This window comes from Roseovarius sp. EL26, from assembly GCF_900327775.1.
In the GTDB taxonomy this organism is placed as follows: Bacteria; Pseudomonadota; Alphaproteobacteria; order Rhodobacterales; family Rhodobacteraceae; genus Roseovarius.
This window is the reverse complement of the sequence record NZ_OUMZ01000007.1, coordinates 1,811,084-1,829,488: the sequence shown is the minus strand read 5'-3', so window position 1 is coordinate 1,829,488 and position 18,405 is coordinate 1,811,084. Positions and strand designations below refer to the sequence as shown.

The following is an 18,405-nucleotide window of genomic DNA, read 5'->3' as shown; positions in this document are numbered from 1 at the left end:
GTCGATGTTCTGTGAGTTAGTTTTGAGCTGTCGGAAAATTGGGCCGATCTTCGTTGTAGTGGGTCTCTAAATAGTCAAGGATGATCGTCAGATCTGGATCTTCAATCTCTGACATGCCCTGTTCATCAACCATCCATTCCAGCATCTCTTCCCAACCATCACGCGTCAGGCCCTGTTGAGCGACAATCATTTCTGAATGGCAGGCAGAGCAGGCATAAAAGGTTTCTTCCGCCCCGGGTGCCATTTTCAGGATGCCGAATTCATTTTCATCGGATTCGTCGGTAGAAGTTTCTGTTGTTTCAGAGGCTGCAGGTGCATCTGACAAGGTGCTCAGATAGGCAATGAGGTTGACGCGGTCTTTTTCTTTCTTCAACCCCGCAAAGCTCATCTTGGTGCCCTTCACCTCGGCTTTGGGTCTGGTCAAAAAGGCTTCCAAACGATCAATGCTCCAGCTTCCGCCATATTCCGTCAAAGCGGGGGAGTATTTAAATTCCGGCACAGCGGCGACGTCACTGCCTATAATGCCATAAAGATTGGGGCCGGTCTTTTTTTTGCCATCAGGGCTGGCGGCGTGACAGGCTTTACATTTGTTGAAGACTTTTTTGCCTTTTTTGACGTCGCCGGCTGCGATGGCTTCGGCCAGATCGGCTTTGACTGTCGTGGCCGGCAGCAAAGTTGTGCATAGCGCAACGAGGCACATGTTCAAACTACGATTCATTGAGTGTTCCGGGATAAATGAGGGCGGAAGCATCGCTGCTTCCGCTGGGTTGGGTTAGCTGACACGCAGGCCGACGCGGTGCATGGTGTTGTTCAGATAACCCTTGGGGTTCCAGTCGATTGCAAAGGGCTGCATTGTGCCTTCGCTATCCGTTGCACGTGCCCAAACCTCGTAATAGCCTGCCTGAGGGAACGCGACGTTGGTGCGCCAGTTCTGCCAGGCGCCTGAATTGACCGGCACGTCCAGTGCGGCATCCTGCCATGTGGCTCCAAAATCGATAGAGACTTCCAGCTTCTCAACCGTGCGATCACCTGACCACGCGTGGCCGCGGACTTCGCTTTCCAATCCAACATCGGCACCGTTGGCCGGGAAAGTCACCAGTGATTTGACCGGCATACGCTCGATGATGACAAAATCCTTTTTCTCGACTTTTTCACCGGGTTCCACAGCGCGGTTAGGGACACGGTAGGCTTTGCCTGTCATTTTTGGCCCGTCATGTACGACATCGCGCAGTTGAATACGCGTGAGCCACTTTTGCGCGGTTGAGGCTGGCCATCCGGGCACCACCAGACGCAAAGGCGCGCCGTTGAGTGGGTGTAGGGCTTCGCCGTTCATTTCAAAAGCAATCAGGATGTTATCGGTCATCGCCTTGGCAATGGGCATGCCGCGAGAGATTGGCAATTTCTCCGGATCGCCGGACAGGTGCGTATCTGCACCGTAATGCGCGGTGTAAACCACGTTGGACTGAATACCCGCTTGTTCGAGCACGTCTTTCAAACGCACGCCGGTCCATTCAGAGCAGCCAACGGCGCCGTAGGTCCATTGGTTGCCTTTTGCTGGGGGATTAAAGAACCCACGGCCGTTGCCGCCACATTCCAGTGTCAGGGCCATGGTGACGACCTCGAACTGAGCTTTTAGATCAGCAATCGACAATTCCATCGGGCTGTCGACCAGCCCGTCAATGGTCAGGGTCCAAGTAGCAGGGTCGACGTCTTCAGGCGGAATGCCGTTGTTACGCACAAAGTGGCGCGATGTTGGCGTGATGGCATCATCCAGCAGCTCAGGCGGTGTTTCTGCGTTAACCGGGCGGTCATTGAGCAAGGTAAGGCCGTCTTTGCCCACCAGCACGTTGTCCTGCGCCATTGCGGCCGGCACAAAACCAATCGGCATATTGCCAGAAAACGGAATCGAGGTGCCAACCATTGCGGCCATGGTTGCCAGGCCGGTGTTTTTCAAAAATCCACGGCGATCTGGATTGGCCACGCGACCAAAGAATTCTTTGTCGGCGCGCTCGGGATCTTCTGCAAAAAAGCTGTGCACGTCGCGTGATTTATCGGGGGTTTTGGCCATATCTTCCTCCACTGGCAATGTCACGGCGTTTACTTTTTCACCGTGTTGTTTCGACATTGACGTGCGGGAAAGCCGGTTTATTCCACCGAGGTTGAAGTTTTGTTAACCAAAGCAGAGGTTTTTGTTCGCCGGGAACGCATTGAATTTCGAGAATTACCGCAACCAGGCAGGTGGGTTTCCTATTTTCTCGACGAGGTAGTCGATGAAAACCCGGACCTTGGATGTCAGCACATTTGATTTCGGGTAGACCAGCCAGATGGCCGAGCTGTCTTTGATTTCATAGTCAGGCAGGATCTGAACCAAAGATCCGTTTTGTAGCTCGCGGTACACGCTCCACATTGAGTTCATCGAGATACCAGCCCCAGCAACGGTGGCCAGACGCATGCTGGCCCCGTCATCACAGGTGACCCGGCTGTCGGAATCGGATGGCGGGAAGCTGTAGTCGTGCGGATCACCCATCTTAGAGAGTTTCCGTGGCTCGTTGCTAATGAAAGTGAGGGTTTGGTGATTGGTGAGATCCTCGGGCGTTGACGGCGTGCCGTATCGCGCAAGATAGGTGGGGGAAGCGCAGAGGATTCTGGGATCATCAGAAAGTTTGCGCGCTTTCAGGCTACTATCCTCGATGGCGTAGATGCGGAGCGCTAAGTCGAAGCTGCCGTCGATCAGGTTCATCTGCGTGTCAGAGAATTTGAGTTCGAGATTTATGCCCGGGTAGCGGTCAAGGAATTCTGGCAGCAGTGGAGCAATAAAAAGCTGCGCAAAGGTGCTGGAGGCTGCGAACCTTAATGTGCCGGTGACATCAGCACTGCCGTGCCCGAGGGCTGCGAGTGCGGCTTTTTCTTGCGATAGTATTTCCTTGGCGTAGGGCAGGAATTCGGCCCCTTCTATCGAGAGGGAAACCTTTCTTGTGGAGCGGTGGAGCAGGTCTGCACCGAGTTGATTTTCTAGTTTCGCCAATCGCGCACTCGCAACAGCAGGAGCCAACCCAAGTCTGCGCCCGGCCTCGCTGATGTTCAAAAGCTCGGCGGCCATGACGAAGAGTTTGAGGCCTGCAGTATCCATTATTATATCCAATTTACGAATTCTGAAGTGGATTTACGCCCATTTATTAAATTTCACTAGCTAATATCTTGTGTGCCAGATGCCGGCAGACTGACCTGCATCTAACTTAGCGCCCCGTACAGCAATCGTTGTGGGGACGTTTCAATGCTCAGGCTGATATAAGGATAGCTGCAATGAAATATGAAAACTTCACAACCTTTGATGTTGTGGTGAAAGATGCAATCGCAACCGTGACCTTTGACTTTGGCACTGTGAATGTTCAGGGGCAGGAAATGTTGGCGGACTTGAATAACCTTGCGATGCGGCTTGAACGAGACCGGGAAACAAAGGTTGTTGTATTCCAGTCGGCTAATCCGGAAATCTGGGTTTGCCACTATGATACGGAATTGTTGAAAGATATGTCGACAGAGGTTGTGTCACGTGAAGAGGCCCAGTTGCTTGACCTGCAATCGGTTTGCGAACGCATCAGCAAGGTGCCACAGGCTACAATCGCAAAGCTTGAAGGTTTCGCGCGCGGTGGCGGGCATGAGCTTGCCCTGGCATTGGATATGCGGTTTGGGGCGCGTGGCAAGTTCAAGTTTATGCAAATGGAGGTTGGCATGGGCATTCTGCCATGTGGTGGCGGGGCATCGCGAATGGCACGCCAGGCTGGTTTGGGCAGAGCGCTGGAAATCATTCTGAGTGCGCGTGATTTTGACGCGGATGAAGCCGAAGCAATGGGAACCATCAACAAGGTGTTGGAGCCCGATGAGATCGGCAAATACGTTGATGATCTGGCCAAGCGCATTGCCCAGTTCCCGGCGGAATCTATCAATGCATGCAAGCAGATGGTTTACGAGTCCATCGACAAGCCGATTGATGAGGCTTTGAAGGCGGAAGCGTACTGGCTATATCAGGCGACCAGCAAAACACCAGCGATCAAGCGGTTCACAATCGCCGATGAGCAGGGGCTGGAACATGACATCGAAAATCAGCGGAACTGGAATGACCTTGTCATGAAAGTTCAAGAAATCAACTAATTGAATTTAGTGTTTGAGGCGGGTATCGCTGGATAACTGGCGAAGTCCACCATTCCCTATCAATGATCGGCTTGGCGGATACGATGAACTGCGATTTCAATTGTGGTGGCGAAAAATCAGAATACTATAATTGTGAGCAATGCGATCAGCCTCGGCTGCCGCATGTCACGCAATAATCAGATTTTCGGAGCGCAAAATGATTGAACGGCTTGATTATGTTTCCCTAAATGGTCCTGCGATTGCCGGGATGGCGCAGACAAAGGATATGATGCCTTCGATTGAAGGTGGATTAAGAGCTCTGGTTGAACTTCGTGTTTCGCAAATCAATGGTTGTGCTTATTGCGTTGACTTGCACACTGTTGAGGCACGGCAGGCTGGTGAGACACAGCAAAAGCTTGATTGCCTTACCGTGTGGCGGGAAGTGCCCTTTTTTGATGCAGCGGAGAAAGCGGCGTTAGATTGGGCTGAGGCCGTCACTTTGGTTTCTGAAAGCGGTGCGCCAGATGTCGTATACGATGCCTTGTCGCCGCATTTTTCCGAAAAGCAGATTGTCGACCTTACGTTGATCATTGCGCAAATGAATGCGTGGAACCGGATCGCGATTGGTTTCCGGCACCTTCCGGAAGCGAGAACTAAATAAGTTCTCGCTCGTTGTGTAGAAATCAGTTGAATGAAACGGCGTGGATCAGAATGCTTCTGGCTTTGCCTCACGCGCCATGTGATCCAGCACGGCGTTGACGAACTTGGGCTCGCGGCCTTCGGGGTAGAAGCTTTTGGCGATGTCAACGAATTCCATGATCACCACTTTGGGTGGGGTATCGGCTTGTGTCAGCTCGGCCCCTGCAGCACGGAAAAGCGCGCGAATGGTGGGATCAATTCGGTTGATTGGCCATTTGGCCACTAGCGCGCGGTCAGTCATCTGGTCGATGCTGGCCTGATAGTTAACCGCGTCTTCCAGTATTTTGGTGAACAGGGTCACGTCACCTTCGACCATGTCCGTGTCTTCGTCTACTTCGGCACCGAAGCGGAAATCGAGAAATTCAAGACGTACTGCATCAATGGACAGGCTTGAATGTTCCATTTGGAACAGGGCCTGAACGGCATAGAGCCGGGCGGCAGATTTCATCTGGCGCTTTTTGTTGCCCGAAAGGGGTTTGACTGCGTCGCTCATGCCTTTGGCGTGTCCTCTGTGCTGCCTGCCAGCTTGTATTCATCCGGGGTAGGGACAAACCCCACGCCCTTGCTCTGACCGCCCCACTTACGGCTGAGTGCAATGAGATGCAAGGCCGCAGCGGCGGCACCGGCGCCTTTGTTCATGCGGGCCGGATCAGCGCGCACTTCGGCTTGCTCACGGCTTTCGACGGTCAGAATGCCGTTGCCAATGCAAAGCCCTTCGAGGCCCAGCAGGGTGATGCCGCGCGAGCTGTCGTTGCAGACGGTTTCATAGTGTGTGGTTTCACCGCGAATAACGCAGCCAAGGGCGACGTAGCCGTCATAATTGCTGAGACGTTCGGCTAGGCCGATGGTGGTGGGCACTTCCAGTGCTCCGGGCACTTCGACCAGATCATAGGTGCCGCCAGTGGCTTCGATCTCGGCCACAGCGCCTTTGATCATGTTGTCGGCTATGTCGCGATAGAACGGCGCAACAACGATCAGCAGTTTCACTGGCTTGTCGAATGTGGCGCGGGGCAGGGTGTATTCGGTTCCAGCCATTGGTTTATCCTTCGGTGATGCGGCGGGTGCCGACGATTTTGATGCCGTAAGCATCAAGGCCCAAATAACGAGTGTCAGGGCTGTCGGTCAGCAAGATCAGCTCGTGCAGGCCCATGGTCGACATGATCTGTGCGCCAAGGCCGGTTTGCTTGATCGTGCGGGGTCCTTCGTCGTCTTCGATCTCGCTGGCCAGTTTTGGACGCGGCTGGCGGAACAGGAAGACGGCGCCACGTCCCTCAGTCGCAATGATGTCCATCGCATTGGAAAGCTTGCCGGAGTCGTCGTTCAAGCCAATGCCAAGTACATCTTCGAGCGCATTGAGGGCGTGGGTGCGCGACAGAACTGGTGCGCCATCAGAGATGTCACCTTTGACCAGCACAACATGTTCGGTACCGCTGATCTGATCTGCAAAGATCCGCATGTCCCATTCACCGCCATGGACGGAATTTATAGTCTCGCGGCGCACTTCGCGGACCAGATTATCGTGCTTATGACGATAGGCGATCAGGTCGGAAATAGTGCCGATCTTAAGCCCGTGTTTTTGTGCGATTTCGATCAGGTCAGGCAGACGGGCCATTGTGCCGTCTTCGTTCATGATTTCGCAAATCACACCGGCAGGGGCGCAGCCAGCGAGGCGCGAGATATCAACAGCAGCCTCGGTATGGCCAGCACGTACCAAGACGCCACCGTTTTTGGCGCGCAGGGGGAACACATGCCCCGGTGTTGCGATTTCGGCCGCTGTGTTGTGCTCATCGATTGCAACGGAAACGGTGCGGGCGCGGTCCCCGGCGGAAATGCCGGTGCTGACACCTTCGCGGGCCTCAATCGAGACGGTGAAGGCCGTCTCGTGACGCGACGAGTTGTTTACCGCCATCATTGGCAGGCCCAGCTGGGATACTCGTTCGGCTGTCATCGGCAGGCAGATCAATCCGCGGCCATGGGTGGCCATGAAGTTGATCGCAGTAGCATCGGCGTATTCGGCGGCGATGACAAAATCGCCCTCGTTTTCGCGATCTTCATGATCGACCAGAATATACATCCGGCCAGCCTTGGCCTCGGCAATGATTTCTTCGGTCGTGGCAAGCGCCGTGCGCAGCCCCTCTTCGATGGGGCCGGGTGTTTCATATGGAATGGTATCGGACATGGTGCCCTCTTGGCTGTCAGCGTTTGCCATTTATCGCAGGCTGGGCGCGAATGCCAGAGGGGAAGTGCGAAGAAGGGAGTACGCATTGATGTAATCGGGTCGTTATTTCGGCGGTTCCGCCTTGTTGGGGCGATTGGCTGCAGGCTTTTTGCCTGTGCAACACCTGTACAGTACGAAGAGCATGCAAAGAATGATTGAAATCAGGAATGCAAATGTAGACGCAGCGACAAGATTGAACTGACCAACCAGATATAAAATGACGGTCAAACTAACAAAGTTGAGCATGATTTTCAGTACAAAGCGTTCGACTGGGTCATGCGGCTGGCTTGATATCGGCAATTCCACTGGCTGCGGTCCTTTGATGGTTCGCAATCATAGGATATCAGAGCAGGCCTTGTTTGGCGGAAATTCGCTATCAAAAGGGTGTGACCTTGCGTCACCTTGGTATTTTCTTGAGACCTGATTTTGTTCTGCTACTGTGCCCGTATCACAGCAGAAGAGTCGCCAAATGCCAAAACTCATCCGCCTTTACATCATCAATGTCGCCATCGGCTTTGGTCTGGCGGCGGTGTTTGTAGGTATGTTGCTGTGGTTTAATATCGCAAATCTGTGGCATTTGATTAGCACTTCAGACAAGGGTTGGTTGGCGCTTTTGATCTTGTGGATTGCCAATGGCATTGTTTTTGCAGGAGTTCAGTTCGCGATTGCAGTGATGCGGATGAAAGATGATGACGATGACGAGCCGCGCGGCGGTTTGCGTCAACATGTGATGCGGTGCGATCCTGTCCCGATCCCGGTGCGCGTTGAGGAAAACAAGGCGCGCCCGTTCTGGAAGTCTCAATAACGCGATCTGAAAATGGACACAGCTTTCTAAGCTATGAATGAGGCTTTGCGGTTTTCAGCCGACGGGATTGACGAATGTTGTCCTGCCCGTTTTCATAGTGCTATGTTTTGTATGTGTTTTTGTGCTTGGAGGGGCCATCGTATCAGGCAGATATTCCTATCAACAAAGATATTGTCAGTCACTGATTTGCACAACTCTCGGCAAACTGACGCCACAATCGCGACGTTCATTGCAGTGACGATATCTGCAAATTGGGCGGGAAGTTGAGATGACAATAGCGATTGAAAGTAATGAGGCTAATGCCGAGGAAACACGGCTTACTGCTGTAATATGCAGCTCGATGCGTTTTGTAAAAGCTGCAGTCAGAATTACGGCCTGTGCGATTGTTCCAATGTTGTTTGCGACCCAATCGGTTAATGCAGATACATCTAACCGCATTCAACCTAAACGTCAGATGGCAGCACCATCAGGTGCTGTCGAGCTATGTTCACGTTATGCATGGGCCTGCGCAACCTCTTCAGGTGGTGCGAAAATCAGTTCTCTTCAAATCCCCGCGGTTCAGAAGATTAACCGGCGGATCAATCAATCTGTGCGGAGCGTTCCGGATCAAAGACAATATCGTACCAAAGATGTCTGGGCCTTGCCGACGCGCACGGGCGGGGACTGTGAAGACTACGCTTTGGCAAAAAAATTGAAACTTGTGCAGATGGGATATGCCCCGGAGGAATTGCTGATCGCAACCGTGGTTCATAAAAAACTAGGGCCGCACGCAGTTCTGGTAATCCGGACGGAACAAGGTGATTATGTTTTGGACAATCTCACCAATCGGGTTCTTCTTTGGAAAGAGACAAATTACTTTTTCGTACAAATGCAAAACCCGCAGAATCCCAAACAATGGGTCGGCGTGTTCTTAGGCTGATTTGACTAAAGGCTGAGAGCACTCTGATCAGTGTTGAATGCTAAATACTCAAAAGCTCTCACACTTGAGTGAGAGCTTTTGAGCCGTCTTATAATATTCAAATTTATTTGGCAGTGCCAGATCCATCAGATCCACCAGTGGACCCACCTTCGTTCGGATCACCGCCACCTTCGTTCGGATCACCGCCACCTTCGTTCGGATCGCCACCACCATCGTTCGGATCGCCGCCACCATCATTCGGATCACCGCCACCAGTGGGACCGTCACCGCTTGGACCGTCACCGCTTGGACCGTCACCGCTTGGACCGCCACCGCTTGGACCGCCATTGCCGTCGTTGCCACCATCACTGCCACCTGGATCACCGGGACCGCCGCTCGTTGCAGCGGGTGCAAAATCCGCCAGCACTGTCGCCAGCGCTGGGCATTCCGCATACAATGCTGATGCAACATCGCCGAAATTGCGCGAGCGTTGCAGGTAGCGGAGTAACCCTTTTGTAACAGTCTGGCATTCGCAAAGTTCGGTCACTTCGCTGACATTTTTTGCGGTTTGGACGGTACACGCCACTTCGGCGTTTGCGGGGGCTGCGGCCAGGCTCAGCATAAATGCACCGATCATCCCGGAAAATCCGCTTGTTGTTTTATAATACATTTTGGTCTCCATTTAACCAGTATATTGGCGCATGCCTGTTTATTTGGCGCCGTCACTCTCTACCCAGATAACACCTCAAGTATAAATAAAATTCGCCACAATTGGCAAGGTTGCGGGGGGGTGAGTGGGGGTTATTGTGTGTTATTTTGCAACAATAGGTGCAGATTGCGGTATAGTTTCCTGAAATCACATCAATCAAGGAGTTCGTGGGGCTCAAATGTGGTTATTTTGCGTTTTCATTGGGCGCAGAATCATTGTGTTAAAATGACGCCTAAGCCACCATTTCAAACTGGTCATGAAATGGGCCCTGAGGCCTGAATTGAAGTTAAGAGGATTTGGTGTGGCGGGCCCGCACGCAGCCGTTTGGTTATCTCATTCCCGAGGACCTGTATATACAGGTGGGCGCCGGGTAACCGAACCAGGGCCCGGACAGAGCCAGCTCCCTCGGAATTGCTTAAGGCCACCGGAATGCAACCGTAGACGAGAAGGGCAGCACCCGCCACCGGCTTTACCTAGTGCCTGTTGCGTTGCGGGGCAAGGGGTTGCGTGCGTTCATGTTTTGTTCATAATTGAGTGATGAAGAACCTCAGGTCCAATGTTGAACAGCCTGGACAGTTGTTGGCGCGCGGTGTTTGCCGTGGCCTGTTGGGGTATGACTTTGCTTGCGTTACGGAATTTACGCCCGAACGCGGCCGGCGTGTGGATGTAATGGCGGTGGGGCCGAAAGGCGAGATTTGGGTGGTGGAATGCAAATCGTCGCGCGCCGATTTTCAGACAGATAGCAAGTGGGAAGGATATCTTGGTTGGTGTGACAGGTACTTTTGGGCAGTGGATGCCTCATTCCCTGCCGAGCTTTTGCCTGAAAATACCGGGCTTATGATTGCCGATGCTTATGGAGCAGAGATTGTCAGGATGGGGCTGGAGATTAAATTGCCTGCCGCTCGGCGGACGGCCCTGACACGCCGGTTTGCTCGCTATGCCGCACAGCGCCTGCAGGCAATCCGTGATCCACGGTTATGAATTGCGCGCCTCAGCGGCGGCCACGGCCGCGAGAATTTCGTCGGCGATTTCACGCGCTTCATCTGGATCAAAGTCCATCGGGATTTCGATGCCCTGAGCCTCAATATACAAACGAATCATCCCTTGGTCGGTTGGCCCGATCTGCAGATTAGCTTCGACATTGCTTTCTTTGTTGATACCCATGGGTGTCTCCATCTTGATAAAGAGCTGGTAGCCATTTTACCTGAAAATTACAAGCAGCCACAGGATTGACTTGGAGGCAAATTTCCTGCGAAATTGAATGCCTGCGCTATTGCATTCAGTGCGTAGGCCGGGTAAATCGCCCGACAGTGCCGCCTTAGCTCAGTAGGTTAGAGCGCCTGATTGTGGATCAGGAGGTCCCCCGTTCGAGCCGGGGAGGTGGTACCACTCCCAAACATCAGAATATGTTTTACTGTCCGGCTTCGATTTGAATCGTTTGCTGCAACTGTCCCGATACACGGTTGTAGATCAGGATCTGGTTGTCTTTTGTCACAACGGCGTACCAGCCATCGCCTTGGGTAAAGGCTGCGGCTTCGCTGCCATTTGGTAAAGTGATGGTTTCGGGCAGCTCAGTTGTGCCAATGTTAGAGAAGCGGATGACAAACAGGACGGTGATCACTATGAAGCCGATAATCATTGTCGCCGACAGGATTGTGACCAGCAGGCGCAGATATTTCACCATCGCCGGATCGACCGGCTGAGATTCAGGATTATCCGTCATGGGCGATGCCCCTCTCTCGTTTCAGATCGCTGCCGATCCGCCTGCGCGTCTTGATAAGGCGCTTTCACGGGATGTGCCAGAGGCGGCATCGCTTTCGCGGACCCGGCTGACCAAGCTGCTGAGTGATGGGGCGGTTACCGTAAACGGTGTGGTTGCCTCTAACCCCAAGGCACGGGTGAATGAGGGCGATTCGGTTGAGATCACAGTGCCCGAGGTGCGAGATAGTCATATCAGCGCGCAAGATATTCCGCTTGAGGTGGTTTACGAGGATGACGATCTGATCGTTGTCAACAAACCGGCTGGCATGGTGGTGCACCCTGCGCCCGGCAGCCCCGATGGGACCTTGGTGAATGCCCTATTGCACCATTGCGGCGATAGCCTCTCAGGCGTTGGCGGGGCCAAACGCCCGGGTGTTGTGCACCGGATCGACAAGGACACCAGCGGCTTGCTGGTGGTGGCCAAATCGGATGCGGCGCATCATGGTCTGGCCGATCAGTTTGCGGCACATACGATTGAACGTAAGTATCACGCGCTGGCCTATGGGATGCCGGATGTGGCGCATCCACGGCTGCGTGGTGTGCGCGGCGTTGGGGTGGAGCCGGGAAGCATTATTCGCATCACCACAAACCTCAGCCGGCACAAGACGGATCGTCAGAGGCAAGCGGTGTTGTTTGAGGGCGGAAAACACGCAATCACCCGCACCCGCGTTATCGAAAGTTTTGGGCAACCCTCTGCAGTGTCTATGGTTGAGTGTTGGTTGGAAACCGGGCGCACGCATCAGATCAGGGTTCACATGGCGCATATCGGCCATGGGTTGATTGGTGATCCGGTCTATGGTGGTCGCCGCAAAATCTCGGCGCGGGCCTTACCTGACGATGCCGCGGCGCAGTTGGCGGGGTTCTCGCGTCAGGCCCTGCATGCGGCGGTCTTGGGGTTTGATCATCCGGTCAGTGGTGCGCAGATGCATTTTGAGGCGCAGTTGCCTGATGATATGGTAAAGCTGCTTGAGTGTCTGCGCGGCTGATGGCCGATCGTTGGTGGAATTGGCGAAAACCTGCAATATTTAGCACGGTTTCGTGTAAACTCTGACATAGACCTCGTAATGCGCCATAGGCGTATTCATATTTTATTAAACGAATTGGTTCAGTGGCTTGAAATGAACGCCACCCGTTCCTAAATATAATGTTAAGCCAATATACATTGGAGGGACAGAACATTGAGTAACTATAAAAATCTTCCTGCACCAACACCTGAAGGTGGTTTGAACCGCTATATGCAGGAAATCCGTAAATTTCCGCTGCTAGAGCCAGAAGAAGAGTACATGCTGGCCAAGCGCTGGGTTGAAGAGCAAGACAGCCAGGCTGCGCATAAGATGGTCACCAGCCACCTGCGTTTGGCGGCCAAGATTGCCATGGGGTATCGCGGCTATGGATTGCCGCAAGCCGAGGTGATTTCTGAGGCGAATGTGGGCTTGATGCAGGCGGTCAAACGGTTTGACCCGGAAAAGGGGTTCCGTCTGGCGACCTATGCCATGTGGTGGATCCGCGCCAGCATTCAGGAATATGTCCTGCGCAGCTGGTCGATGGTAAAGCTGGGTACAACTTCGGCGCAGAAAAAGCTGTTTTTCAACCTGCGCAAAGCCAAGTCGCGCATCGGTGCGTTGGAGGAGGGCGACCTGCGCCCAGAGAACGTCAAGCGGATCGCGCATGATCTGGGCGTGACCGAGGATGAAGTCATCTCGATGAACCGGCGGATGTCGGGTGGGGATGCCTCATTGAATGCCACGGTTGGTTCTGAGGGCGAAGGCACGATGCAATGGCAGGATTGGCTGGAAGACGAAGATGCCGATCAGGCCAGCGATTATGAAGCCCGTGATGAACTTGAAGCCCGGCGCGAGCTGTTGGCCGATGCAATGAGCGTTTTGAATGATCGCGAACGCGATATTCTGACCCAACGTAGGTTGAGTGATAAGACCATCACACTTGAAGATCTAAGCGAATCTTATGGTGTTAGCCGTGAACGTATTCGCCAGATTGAGGTGCGTGCTTTTGAGAAACTGCAAAAACGTATGCGCAGCCTGGCTCAAGACAAAGGAATGCTAAGCGCCGTCTGACCGCTTGGCGTTGCCAAAGAATCACAGTAGCCTCTCTCCGTCTCCGGAGGGAGGCTTTTGATTTCAAATTTACGGTAACGCAAACATGCTTTTTCTTAGGATTGCCAAACGCGGATTTATGATCGGCCTGTTCGTGGGCTTGGCAAGTTGCGGCCCGCGATATCATGCCCAGCGCGCCGCGCCATCGCCGAACGCGACGATTACTCCGGTCTATGTCGCGACCGGACGAGCCTTGGATAAAACAGGCCCCGCCTTTGGAGCGCGCCGAACAGCTGGGTTGAACTATTTCCGGGCTGACGTGTCGATCCCACCAACGCATACGCCGGGACATATTGAGGTGCATAAGGGGGAGGCAAATGCGGACGAGCATTTTGTTGTGACTGCCACGCGAGTCTACGAGACGGCGGGTGATTTTCGATCACAGGTGATGAAAAGCGCGCCAAATCACGAAAGCATCGTGTTTGTACATGGATACAACAATACGCTTTCGGAGGCGATGTTTAGGTCTGCACAGATCAAACATGATTTTGAAGGCAAAGACCCGATGGTTCTGTTTTCGTGGCAATCCGCAGGCAGCGCCAAAGGGTATATCTATGACCGAGACAGTGTGATGTTTGCGCGGGACGATTTGGAAGATCTGCTGAATAACCTTACCAAGGGTAAAAATGACAAGGTGTTTTTGTTCGCGCACTCGATTGGGTCACATCTAGCGATGGAGACCTTGCGGCAAGCCGCATTGCGTGGGGATCAACGATTGCTTTCGCGGATCAGCGGTGTTGTGTTGATGTCGCCGGATTTGGATATCGACGTTTTTAAACGGCAGGCTGCGGCCATTGGCGAGCTTCCGCAACCGTTTTTCATTTTCACAACGCAAGATGACAAGGCCTTGGGGTTGGCGGCACTTGTGACCGGCAAGAAGCCAAGACTTGGGTTGCTCAACAGTACTGAAGAGGTCGAAGGGTTGGGCGTTACGATTATTGACTTCACTGCTTTGGAAGAGGGTGAAGGGGGTAATCATGCTGTGCCGGTCAGCTCCCCTGCGGCTATTTCGATCTTGCAAGGTATTGGCCGGCAGGCGGAACTGGGGACGGAAGGGTTTTCACAGTATCTGGCGCTTGAGGCCCCATTGAACTGAGAAGGAGCGGTAACATGGCTGGTGGGTGGGCCCGCGACGGGGCTGTCAGCGAACAGATTGAAGCATCAATCTCGGACGAACTGGCACGGATGAAGGCGAAGGCGCGGCCTGTTGGCGAAAGCCTGAAGTATTGCGCCGAATGCGAAGAGGAAATCCCCGAAGCACGCCGTCAGGCTCTGCCCGGCGTTAAACTGTGCATCGATTGCGTGCAGGAACGCGACGCCACTTTCAAGGCGCGCGGTGGTATCAATCGGCGTGGATCAAAGGACAGCCAGTTGAAGTAAGAGTTTATCTCAATTCCAAATTCATACATTCCCATGGATTAGCAATAAGTTTGGTGCGAGTGAGCAATCAATCAGTGATGTGAATGACATCAGGTTTTTCGCTGGCGAGCAATTATACCAATATTATGTCTTGTTAGTCGTCCCGTGCGTTTTTGGACAATCTGTGTTAGATCCAACTGTATTGGATTTGTTGATGATGACTTTATGATAACTGTTTTAAAAAAATATTACCCTACGTTTGCTTTTCATTGTTCAGAAAAACTGCGCAGCTTAAGATTTATGTTTTGTTGTGCATTGGGGCTTTCCTGAACATTACAATTGCATCAGCCGGTGAAAATCACGTTGTCATATTTGCAGATTTTGCTTGCACGGATAATGCGGCTGGCGATCCAGATGATTGTTTGGCTGTAGAAGCACTAAAGGGCATCCCACATGTAAATATTGTCGCGGTGATGACGACGGGCGGGAATACGCAAGCCAGACGCGCGTTCGAACTGGGAAAAACCCTGTTTCCTGATTTGGTCGTTCTTCCGGGTACACGGCCACGCAGCAAACAAATATTACCAGCTCATTATAAATTGGCGTCTTTGATAAAGGATCTCGGATCTGAAGTGCGTGTTCTTGTGCTATCACCCGCGACGGATTTAAAGAAATTGAACGCCATATCCCCTGATATCCTTAAAACTGTTGAACAGGTCGTTTTTGTTGGGGTCGCGCACCTGGTGATACATTTGCAATGCGGCCCGGGTGGCGGACATTGCGTGATATGAATTTTGAAAAGGATCGACGCGCGTTTGCTGTATTACTACCTATGTTGTCGAGGCACCGTGTTGAAACAATGTTCGTTGGTTTTCGAGCAGCAATGAACACGGATGTTCCCATAGAATTTGTTCCTCGGGATTATATACAAAAAACACGAAAAGCTTGGGCGCGGAAATGCAGGCTTTGGTTCGGTGCCGAGACACCACTTTTCGACGTTGTCGCGGCTATGGCGGTTACTCCGTACCGAGATCATCTGAATTGTCAGGGCGTGTGGGTCAAAATAGGTTATGATTTAATCGGGATAGCAATGACGAGGTCAAATTTTCGATTATGCCGTTAGCTCTAACAGTTTGTAATGCAGTAGCAGATGCTGAGGTAGGCCAAGTGAATTTGATTTTATCTGTGGCAGCAGGTTAGGATCTGAAAAATTCAAATCAAAGGGAATTTTTAATGACGAATCTTACTAAACGCGGCTTTTTGAGTGCTGCAATTGTTTGGGTCAGCGCCCCAGTTTGGGCTGCTTCAGAGCCCTATTGGTTTACTGGAAAAACATCATATGGAGCGCAGGGCGCGGATGTCGTGGCTTATTTTGGCCTTAACAAAAGAGCCGATGCGATCATAGGGAATGATGCCTTTCGAACCAAATGGAAAGGTGTGCAATGGCGTTTCTCGAATGCGCAGAACATGGCCGTCTTTAAGGCTAATCCCGCAAAGTATGCGCCTCGTTTCGGGGGGTACTGTTCTCTGGCCATGGCAAATGGATATCTTGCAAGCGGTGATCCAGGCGCTTGGAGTGTCATCAATGGTCGCTTGTATTTGAACTATTCCAAGTCTGTTCGATCACGGTGGTTGAAGAAAGCCAATGGCAACATCCGAAAAGCGCAGGAACATTGGCCTTCTGTACTGAACGCATAGCTCAGCAGAATTGTGGGTGATGTCAGGTTTTGATCGTTTTTAGATGAAGATCTGCGAACAGAGCAGAGCACTGCCTACAGTTCTGAGTTAATCCTCCATCGCTTCCAGCTCATCGATGAAGCGTGAAATCATGCTAAGGCCCTTATCCCAGAATTTGGGGTCAGAGGCGTCAAGGCCGAAGGGGGCAAGCAGCTCTTTATGGTGTTTCGATCCACCGGCGCGCAGCATGTCGAAATACTTGTCCTGGAAACCTTCGGGGTTTTCTTCGTAAACCGCATAAAGCGCGTTCACGAGCCCATCACCAAAGGCATAGGCGTAGACGTAGAAGGGCGAATGCACGAAATGCGGGATATAGGCCCAGAAGTTTTCATAGCCTTCGACAAAATCAAATGCAGGCCCAAGACTTTCGGCCTGTACTGACATCCACAATGCGTTGATGTCGTCGGGCGTCAGTTCGCCTTCGCGCCGCGCGGCGTGCAGTTTGCATTCAAAGTCGTAAAACGCGATCTGGCGTACGACGGTGTTGATCATGTCTTCGACTTTGCCGGCGAGCAGGACCTTGCGTTCTTGATCATTGGCAGCACCGTCCAGCATTTTGCGGAAGGTTAGCATTTCACCGAATACGCTGGCGGTTTCGGCCAATGTGAGGGGCGTGCTGGACAGCAGTTCACCCTGATCAGCGGCCAGCACCTGATGCACGCCGTGGCCAAGCTCATGCGCCAGTGTCATGACATCGCGCGGCTTGCCCAGATAATTAAGCATCACATAGGGGTGTACATCGGTGACGGTGGGGTGGGCAAAGGCACCGGGAGCCTTGCCGGGTTTCACGCCTGCGTCAATCCAACCTTTGTCAAAGAACGGTTGCGCGATTTCTGCCATGCGTGGGTCAAAGGCGCCATAGGCGTCCATCACGGTGCTCTGAGCACTGGCCCAATCGACAGTTTTGGTGTCTTCAATCGGCAGTGGCGCGTTACGGTCCCAGACCTGCATCCGGTCCAACCCCAGCCATTTGCGCTTCAGCTCATAATACCTGTGCGAGAGTTTGGGATAGGCGGCGACAACTGCATTGCGCAGGGCCTCGACCACCTCGGGTTCAACATGGTTCGACAGATGCCGCCCGGTTTGTGCCGTGGGCATGCCGCGCCAGCGGTCGATGACCTCTTTTTCCTTGGCAGCGGTGTTGTGGACGCGGGCGAAGGTACGGATGTTTTCGCCCAAAACGCGCGCGACCTCACGCGAGGCGGCCTCGCGGATGGCGCGGTCTTGTTCAGTTAAGAGGTTGAGCGTGCCTTCGATATTCAGCTCTTCGCCGTTCACTTCAAACTCCAGCCCGGCGATGGTTTCATCGAACAGCCGCTCCCACGCGTCGCCAACCACGCCCATATCGTGCAAGAATCTTTCCAATTCATCAGACAGCTGGTAGGGCTTCATTGCACGAATGCGGTCAAGCACAGGCTTGTAGCGGGCAAGATCGGCGCTTTCTGCGTATATTGTGTCAAGCGCGTCTTCTTCCAAACGGTTCAGCTCGAGAGAGAAGAACACCAGTGGCGTGCTGAATATTGTGACCTTTTCTTGAGAATCGGATAGGAACTTTGCCCGTTCACCATCGGTGGTCAGTTGATAATAGCGCAAACCGGCAAAAGACATGATGCGCCCGGCAACGGTACTGATCTTCTCATCGCGCTGAATGCATTCCAGCATGCCCGCCGCATCCAATGTATCGAGCTTGCCTTCATAATCGGCGGCAAAATCGGCACAGGCTTTTTCCAGCCATTCCAGATCACGGGCCAGCTCAGGCGCGTCTTCACCAGTGTACAGATCACTTAGGTCCCATTCCGGCAAGTTGCCAAGGTCTTTGCCCCCGGCAGTGGCGTTGGCGTCTTTGACAGGAAAGGGAAGGGTCAGCATGGGATACCTCAGCTTAAAATATGTTGCCCCAGACATATTGCGCCCGTGCGGGGGGAACAAGGGCTGGGCTTGTCATTTATGTGTTGCGGCGTAGGGTGCAGGCCAACA

At 53.0% G+C, this 18,405-nt stretch carries 22 protein-coding genes and 1 tRNA gene; 12 read left to right on the top strand and 11 right to left on the bottom strand.

The window, feature by feature from the left end; genetic code table 11:
- Window positions 1-16: 16 nt before the first annotated feature.
- The 3 genes from D9A02_RS16920 to D9A02_RS16910 all read right to left on the bottom strand — a co-directional run bounded on the left by D9A02_RS16920 (window position 17) and on the right by D9A02_RS16910 (window position 3,130).
- Complete coding sequence (locus D9A02_RS16920; RefSeq protein ID WP_216824965.1) at window positions 17-718, bottom strand: cytochrome c family protein; 702 nt, start codon at window positions 716-718, stop codon at window positions 17-19.
- 54 nt (window positions 719-772) lie between these two features.
- A complete protein-coding gene (locus D9A02_RS16915; RefSeq protein ID WP_120502595.1) occupies window positions 773-2,068 on the bottom strand; it encodes a sulfite oxidase in 1,296 nt (431 codons plus the stop codon).
- Window positions 2,069-2,221: 153 nt separating this feature from the next.
- Complete coding sequence (locus tag D9A02_RS16910; protein WP_120502055.1) at window positions 2,222-3,130, bottom strand: LysR family transcriptional regulator; 909 nt, start codon at window positions 3,128-3,130, stop codon at window positions 2,222-2,224.
- 173 nt (window positions 3,131-3,303) lie between these two features.
- On the opposite strand from D9A02_RS16910, the gene D9A02_RS16905 reads away from it, so the two are divergent.
- Together D9A02_RS16905 and D9A02_RS16900 are read left to right on the top strand one after the other, a co-directional pair.
- Window positions 3,304-4,149, top strand: a complete 846-nt coding sequence (locus D9A02_RS16905; protein ID WP_120502054.1) for an enoyl-CoA hydratase/isomerase family protein — start codon at window positions 3,304-3,306, stop codon at window positions 4,147-4,149.
- Window positions 4,150-4,345: 196 nt separating this feature from the next.
- On the top strand, window positions 4,346-4,789 hold the full coding sequence (locus D9A02_RS16900) for a carboxymuconolactone decarboxylase family protein (protein WP_120502053.1): 444 nt from the start codon (window positions 4,346-4,348) through the stop codon (window positions 4,787-4,789).
- A gap of 45 nt (window positions 4,790-4,834) precedes the next feature.
- On the opposite strand, the gene nusB is transcribed toward D9A02_RS16900, so the two are convergent.
- From nusB to D9A02_RS16880, 4 genes are all read right to left on the bottom strand, one after another.
- Complete coding sequence (gene nusB / locus D9A02_RS16895) at window positions 4,835-5,320, bottom strand: transcription antitermination factor NusB (protein ID WP_120502052.1); 486 nt, start codon at window positions 5,318-5,320, stop codon at window positions 4,835-4,837.
- Window positions 5,317-5,862 carry a 6,7-dimethyl-8-ribityllumazine synthase gene (locus tag D9A02_RS16890; protein WP_120502051.1) on the bottom strand — a complete coding sequence of 182 codons (546 nt, stop codon included), beginning with the start codon at window positions 5,860-5,862 and terminating at the stop codon, window positions 5,317-5,319. The genes nusB and D9A02_RS16890 overlap by 4 nt, the downstream gene beginning before the upstream one ends.
- Before the next feature lie 4 nt (window positions 5,863-5,866).
- Window positions 5,867-7,006 (bottom strand): 3,4-dihydroxy-2-butanone-4-phosphate synthase, encoded by a 1,140-nt coding sequence (gene ribB, locus D9A02_RS16885; RefSeq protein ID WP_120502594.1) that lies wholly within the window; start codon window positions 7,004-7,006, stop codon window positions 5,867-5,869.
- 102 nt (window positions 7,007-7,108) lie between these two features.
- The gene (locus D9A02_RS16880) at window positions 7,109-7,351 is read right to left on the bottom strand and encodes a hypothetical protein (RefSeq protein ID WP_120502050.1); all 243 of its coding nucleotides are present in this window, start codon (window positions 7,349-7,351) and stop codon (window positions 7,109-7,111) included.
- Between the two features lie 163 nt (window positions 7,352-7,514).
- Here D9A02_RS16880 and D9A02_RS16875 point away from each other — a divergent pair, with 163 nt between their 5' ends.
- Together D9A02_RS16875 and D9A02_RS16870 are read left to right on the top strand one after the other, a co-directional pair.
- Window positions 7,515-7,850, top strand: a complete 336-nt coding sequence (locus D9A02_RS16875) for a hypothetical protein (protein ID WP_120502049.1) — start codon at window positions 7,515-7,517, stop codon at window positions 7,848-7,850.
- A gap of 268 nt (window positions 7,851-8,118) precedes the next feature.
- Window positions 8,119-8,769, top strand: a complete 651-nt coding sequence (locus D9A02_RS16870) for a transglutaminase-like cysteine peptidase (protein WP_120502048.1) — start codon at window positions 8,119-8,121, stop codon at window positions 8,767-8,769.
- Window positions 8,770-8,872: 103 nt separating this feature from the next.
- Here D9A02_RS16870 and D9A02_RS16865 read toward each other — a convergent pair whose 3' ends face one another.
- The gene (locus D9A02_RS16865; protein WP_120502047.1) at window positions 8,873-9,418 is read right to left on the bottom strand and encodes a hypothetical protein; all 546 of its coding nucleotides are present in this window, start codon (window positions 9,416-9,418) and stop codon (window positions 8,873-8,875) included.
- Window positions 9,419-9,994: 576 nt separating this feature from the next.
- Between D9A02_RS16865 and D9A02_RS16860 the strand changes: the two genes are divergently transcribed.
- A complete protein-coding gene (locus D9A02_RS16860; RefSeq protein WP_120502046.1) occupies window positions 9,995-10,438 on the top strand; it encodes an MmcB family DNA repair protein in 444 nt (147 codons plus the stop codon).
- Here the strand turns inward: D9A02_RS16860 and D9A02_RS16855 are convergent.
- The gene (locus tag D9A02_RS16855; RefSeq protein WP_120502045.1) at window positions 10,433-10,621 is read right to left on the bottom strand and encodes a DUF6324 family protein; all 189 of its coding nucleotides are present in this window, start codon (window positions 10,619-10,621) and stop codon (window positions 10,433-10,435) included. The two genes, D9A02_RS16860 and D9A02_RS16855, sit on opposite strands and share 6 nt — an antisense overlap.
- 148 nt (window positions 10,622-10,769) lie before the next feature.
- Between D9A02_RS16855 and D9A02_RS16850 the strand changes: the two genes are divergently transcribed.
- Window positions 10,770-10,846 (top strand) — tRNA-His (locus D9A02_RS16850).
- Between the two features lie 22 nt (window positions 10,847-10,868).
- Here the strand turns inward: D9A02_RS16850 and D9A02_RS16845 are convergent.
- Window positions 10,869-11,180: a DUF6476 family protein gene (locus D9A02_RS16845; RefSeq protein ID WP_120502044.1), complete on the bottom strand. Its 312-nt coding sequence runs from the start codon at window positions 11,178-11,180 to the stop codon at window positions 10,869-10,871.
- On the opposite strand from D9A02_RS16845, the gene D9A02_RS16840 reads away from it, so the two are divergent.
- The 6 genes from D9A02_RS16840 (at window position 11,179) to D9A02_RS16810 (ending at window position 16,389) form a co-directional block, all read left to right on the top strand.
- Window positions 11,179-12,204, top strand: coding sequence for an RluA family pseudouridine synthase (locus D9A02_RS16840; RefSeq protein ID WP_120502043.1), 1,026 nt, complete (start codon window positions 11,179-11,181; stop codon window positions 12,202-12,204). The genes D9A02_RS16845 and D9A02_RS16840 overlap by 2 nt on opposite strands.
- A 192-nt stretch (window positions 12,205-12,396) precedes the next feature.
- The gene (rpoH, locus tag D9A02_RS16835) at window positions 12,397-13,293 is read left to right on the top strand and encodes an RNA polymerase sigma factor RpoH (protein WP_120502042.1); all 897 of its coding nucleotides are present in this window, start codon (window positions 12,397-12,399) and stop codon (window positions 13,291-13,293) included.
- An 85-nt stretch (window positions 13,294-13,378) separates the two neighbouring features.
- A complete protein-coding gene (locus tag D9A02_RS16830) occupies window positions 13,379-14,428 on the top strand; it encodes an alpha/beta hydrolase (RefSeq protein WP_254054661.1) in 1,050 nt (349 codons plus the stop codon).
- Between the two features lie 14 nt (window positions 14,429-14,442).
- Window positions 14,443-14,712 (top strand): DksA/TraR family C4-type zinc finger protein, encoded by a 270-nt coding sequence (locus D9A02_RS16825; RefSeq protein ID WP_120502041.1) that lies wholly within the window; start codon window positions 14,443-14,445, stop codon window positions 14,710-14,712.
- A 284-nt stretch (window positions 14,713-14,996) separates the two neighbouring features.
- The gene (locus D9A02_RS16820) at window positions 14,997-15,482 is read left to right on the top strand and encodes a hypothetical protein (RefSeq protein ID WP_162933115.1); all 486 of its coding nucleotides are present in this window, start codon (window positions 14,997-14,999) and stop codon (window positions 15,480-15,482) included.
- 442 nt (window positions 15,483-15,924) lie between these two features.
- Window positions 15,925-16,389 carry a YHS domain-containing (seleno)protein gene (locus tag D9A02_RS16810; protein ID WP_120502038.1) on the top strand — a complete coding sequence of 155 codons (465 nt, stop codon included), beginning with the start codon at window positions 15,925-15,927 and terminating at the stop codon, window positions 16,387-16,389.
- A gap of 87 nt (window positions 16,390-16,476) precedes the next feature.
- Here D9A02_RS16810 and D9A02_RS16805 read toward each other — a convergent pair whose 3' ends face one another.
- Window positions 16,477-18,297 (bottom strand): M3 family oligoendopeptidase, encoded by a 1,821-nt coding sequence (locus D9A02_RS16805; protein WP_120502037.1) that lies wholly within the window; start codon window positions 18,295-18,297, stop codon window positions 16,477-16,479.
- Window positions 18,298-18,405 lie beyond the last annotated feature (108 nt).